The sequence below is a fragment of the Leisingera sp. F5 genome (assembly GCF_001593695.1).
Genome location: NZ_LUKH01000151.1, coordinates 1 through 4765 on the forward strand (window position 1 = coordinate 1; position 4765 = coordinate 4765).

General features: G+C 59.1%; 3 protein-coding genes. All 3 read left to right on the forward strand.

What is annotated here, in order from left to right:
* Window positions 1-980: aminotransferase class I/II-fold pyridoxal phosphate-dependent enzyme (locus tag A2I95_RS26100; protein ID WP_291734595.1), on the forward strand; the 980-nt coding region annotated here is incomplete at its 5' end.
* 121 nt (window positions 981-1101) lie between these two features.
* A complete protein-coding gene (locus tag A2I95_RS26105) occupies window positions 1102-4125 on the forward strand; it encodes a DNA translocase FtsK (protein WP_291734597.1) in 3024 nt (1007 codons plus the stop codon).
* An 89-nt stretch (window positions 4126-4214) separates the two neighbouring features.
* Window positions 4215-4765, forward strand: a 551-nt coding sequence (lolA, locus tag A2I95_RS26110) for an outer membrane lipoprotein chaperone LolA (protein WP_291734599.1), incomplete at its 3' end; no start/stop codon positions are given.

A 4765-nucleotide genomic window follows, 5' to 3' on the forward strand; every position in this document is an offset into this window, starting at 1 on the left:
CGCCTGAGCTGCGCGGTGCTATCGCCGACTGGATAGCCCGCCGTTACGGCGTGACGGCAGACCCAGAAACGCAAGTCATGGCGCTGAACGGGACCCGCGAAGGGCTGTACAATGCCGCAATGGCGTTGTGTCCGGAGCAGAAGAACGGGCAAAAGCCGGTGGTGCTGATCCCGAACCCCTTCTACCAGGTCTATATGGTGGCTGCGATTTCGGTCGCAGCAGAGCCGGTATTCGTGCCCGCAACGGCGGTCACCGGTCATCTGCCGGATTATGAGAACCTGCCCGAGGACGTGCTCAACCGCACCGCCGCGGCCTATATCTGTTCGCCTGCCAACCCCCAGGGCGCTGTCGCGTCGCGCGACTACTGGACCAGACTGATCGGGTTGGCTGAGAAATACGATTTCCGCATCTTCGCAGATGAATGCTATTCGGAGATTTATCGCGAAGCAGCCCCCGTTGGCGCTTTGACTGTAGCCCAGGAACTGGGCGCCGATCCTGAGCGTGTGGTCTTGTTCAACTCTCTGTCGAAACGCTCAAATCTTCCGGGGCTGCGATCTGGACTGATAGCTGGCGGTCCAGAAACCATCAAACGTGTTAAACAGCTGCGCGCCTATTCCGGTGCCCCGCTGCCGGCCCCGTTGCAAGCGGCCGCGGCCAAGGTCTGGGCGGATGAGGCGCATGTGGTGGAGAACCGCGCGCTTTATCAGGAAAAATACACAATCGCCGATGAGGTCTTTGCCGGTCTCAACGGCTATATGGCGCCCGAAGCGGGATTCTTCCTTTGGCTTCCTGTGGAAAATGGCGAGCACGCCGCACTGAAGCTGTGGCAGGAGACCGGCGTGCGGGTGCTGCCCGGCGCCTATCTGGCACAAGGCGCGCCCGGACAGAATCCGGGTGAAAACTACATCCGGGTGGCGCTGGTCGCCCCCGCCGAGGACACCCGCACGGCGCTAAGCACACTGCGCGGGTGTCTTTACTGAACTGAACTTTCGCTGCGCGGTGCCTGGCTGGGGGCCGCGCAGCCAAGACCAATAAACGGACAGGTTCGTGACCTTACGGGCAACAGCGGGCACGGGCAAAAGAAACGGAACTGAGGTAGGCATGGCATTTCAAACCCGCAGCCGCGATCCGCTGCTCGACAGCAATATGCAGGCGGCTATTGAAAAGCGCGGCAAGGAATTAATCGGGATTGCATTGATCCTTGTGGGGCTGATGGTTGCCGCCATGCTGGGATCTTATACGCCGGACGACCCGAACTGGACCGTGTCCACGGATGCGCCAGTGCAGAACTGGCTGGGCCGTCCCGGCGCTTCTGTCTCTTTCATCCTGATTACCTTGTTCGGCAAAGCCAGCTGGGCCGTGCCTCTGTTTCTGTCAGCCTGGGGTCTGCGGTTTGTGCTGCACCGGGGCGAGGACCGGGTGGTCTGGCCGCTGCTTTTGTCGGTGCCGTGGCTGCTGGTGGTGGCGCTGCACATGGAAACCCTGAACGCCAGCTCCACTTGGCAGCAGAATTATGACTTCGGTCTTGGCGGGATGGTTGGCTTTACCTTCCTGGGCGCCTTGCTGGCGCTGCTGCCTGTCGGTCTGCATTTCATGGTGAAAATCATGTCGCTGCTGAGTGCCGCGGGAATGCTGGCGCTTGGCTGTGCGGTTCTTGGGTTCACCTGGCCCGAGGTGAAGAAGGGCCTGCACAAGGTAATGATCGGCCTGATCCTGGGCTATGGCGCTGTGGCCGCATTGCTGGGGCGCGGGGCCTCCAGCGGGCTGCAGGCCGCAATGAGCTACCGTAAAGAACGGGCGCAGCAAGCGGAAGAAACTGCCTATGACGCTGCTGATGCCGAGCCGGAGATGTTCGAGGACTACGCTGAAGACGCATACATTGCGGACAACCAGCAGGAAGAGCCGGAAACGCCTGCCAAAGGCGGTCTTCTATCGCGTGTGCCTGGCCTGATCCGCCGTGTTGCACCTGCGCCGGAGGCGGACAGAGCCTATGCGGCTGACATGCAGGATGAGGACGAGGCTGAATTCCTGGCTGATGGCGAGGGCGGCGAAGATCGGATCTCCCAGAAAATCGCCAATGCTGTGCGCATTCGCCGGGCAGCAGATGTGCCACCGGAGCAGGATCCGGCGCTGCCGCTGACCAAAGGCCGCGGTCAGCGCCCTGCACCGCTGATCTACAACCCTGCCATGGCCCAGGACGGCCTGCCGCCTGAACCGCCGCTGACCGCTGCGCTTGCAACGATGCCGCCGCTGCCGGAAGACCCATCGCTGTCCTGGCAGGTTGCCAAAGATGACACCTTTGGTTCGGAAGCACCGGATGCTGACCGGCGGGACGAAGCTGAGGTTGCAAACTCTGCTCCGGATCACAGTATGATAGCTCCGGACTACGTGCCGTCCGAGGATCTGCCGGATGCTGCGGAACCGCCTGCGCCAGTTTCCTCCGCGCCCGAACCGCGCCCGGTGCCGGGACCGCGTCTGACCGTTGATCTGCCCGTGGCCGAGCCGCGCAAGGCAGTGGTCGAACAGCCGGCACGCAAAACCGTACAGCCCTCGGCGCGTGCCAAGGCCGAAGCGCAGCCCAATCTGGCGTTCGATGCCAGCAGCAGCGATTTTGAATTGCCGCCGCTAAGCCTGCTGACCAACCCGACCGGCATCGAGCGCCACCACCTGAGCGACGAAGCGCTGGAAGAAAATGCGCGGATGCTGGAGGCCGTTCTGGATGACTATGGCGTCAAGGGAGAGATCACCTCGGTCCGTCCCGGTCCCGTTGTCACCATGTATGAGCTGGAACCGGCACCGGGCCTCAAGGCATCCCGGGTGATTGGCCTTTCTGATGACATCGCCCGCTCGATGTCGGCGCTTTCGGCACGGGTCTCAACCGTGCCGGGGCGTACAGTGATCGGTATCGAACTGCCGAATGAGAAACGCGAAAAAGTGGTCCTGCGCGAGATCCTGTCGTCGCGGGATTTCGGCGACGGCAACCACGCGCTGCCGCTGGCATTGGGCAAGGATATCGGCGGCGATTCCATGGTCGCGAATCTCGCTAAAATGCCCCACCTGCTGATTGCCGGCACCACCGGTTCCGGTAAGTCGGTGGCGATCAACACCATGATCCTGTCGCTGCTGTATAAGCTGACGCCGGCTGAATGCCGCCTGATCATGATTGATCCCAAAATGCTGGAGCTTTCCGTTTATGACGGCATCCCGCATCTGCTTTCGCCCGTTGTGACCGACCCCAAAAAAGCCGTCGTCGCGCTGAAATGGGTGGTGGGCGAGATGGAGGACCGCTACCGCAAGATGTCCAAGATGGGTGTGCGCAACATCGCCGGCTACAATGGCCGCGTGAAGGAAGCGCTGGCCAAGGGCGAGATGTTCTCGCGAACCGTGCAGACGGGTTTCGACGACGACACCGGCGAGCCGGTGTTCGAGACCGAAGAGTTTCAACCCGTTGTCCTGCCCTATATCGTTGTGATTGTTGACGAGATGGCAGACCTGATGATGGTGGCCGGCAAGGAGATCGAAGGCTGTGTACAGCGCCTGGCGCAGATGGCGCGGGCGTCGGGGATCCACCTGATCATGGCCACGCAGCGCCCGTCGGTGGATGTGATCACCGGTTTGATTAAGGCTAACGTGCCGACGCGGATTGGTTTTCAGGTATCGTCGAAAATTGATTCGCGCACCATTCTTGATCAGGGCGGTGCGGAACAGTTACTGGGGCACGGCGATATGTTGTATTTACCACCGGGTGCCGGTGTGCCGGTGCGAGTGCATGGTGCCTTTGTCGCCGATGAAGAGGTGCACCGCGTGGTTAATGACTGGGTGAAGCGCGGTGAGCCGGAATATATTGACGAGGTCTTAGAAGGCCCCTCCGAAGCGGCGATGATGCCGGGCTATAGCGGCTCAGAAGAGGGCGGCGGGGATGAGCAGGATGAGTTGTACGATTTGGCGGTTCAGTTTGTGACAGAAAGCCGTAGAGCGTCAATTTCGGCGGTGCAACGTAAATTGAAAATTGGCTATAACCGCGCAGCCCGAATGATTGAATCTATGGAAGCCGCAGGCGTGGTAACGGAAATGAGCAGCAATGGCAGTCGGGAGGTTATCGCTCCGCCTCCGGTTCGAGACTGATATCGTCTCGTCAGTTTTTTTATTTCATCTTGTCTGTGCTCATGGGGTGATGAAAACCCCTAAAAGATTAACTGTATAAGTGATGATATATGCGTAATGTATTGAAAATTAAAGTTGTTTTTTGCCTGTCGTTACTGATGTTGGCCTTTGTTGGCAAGGCTAATGCCGACGTGGATGCTTCACAGCGTTTACATGACTTACTCAAAAACATGCAGTCATTTCAAGCTGACTTTATCCAAAATGTCCTGAATACCAACGGTGTTTTACAGCAAAGTACCCAGGGTGAAATGGCGGTCAAACGACCTGGTTTGTTTTATTGGCAAACCTTTGCTCCCTTTGAGCAGACGCTTGTCGCTGATGGTGAGCAGTTATGGTCCTACGACCCGGATCTGGAGCAGGTGACGGTACAGGCGGTGGGACAGCGCTTAAGTGACACACCGGCGCTGCTGTTCAGTGGTGAAATTGATGGACTGACGGATAGCTACGCGATCAGCGCGGTACAGTTAAAAGATGAAAGCTGGCAATTCCGGCTGCTGCCTAAACAGCCTGACAGCTTGTTTGAAGAACTACGCCTGACCTTTGCGTTCGATACCTTGACGCAGATGCATATTCTCGACTCGCTGGGCAACCGCTCCAGTTT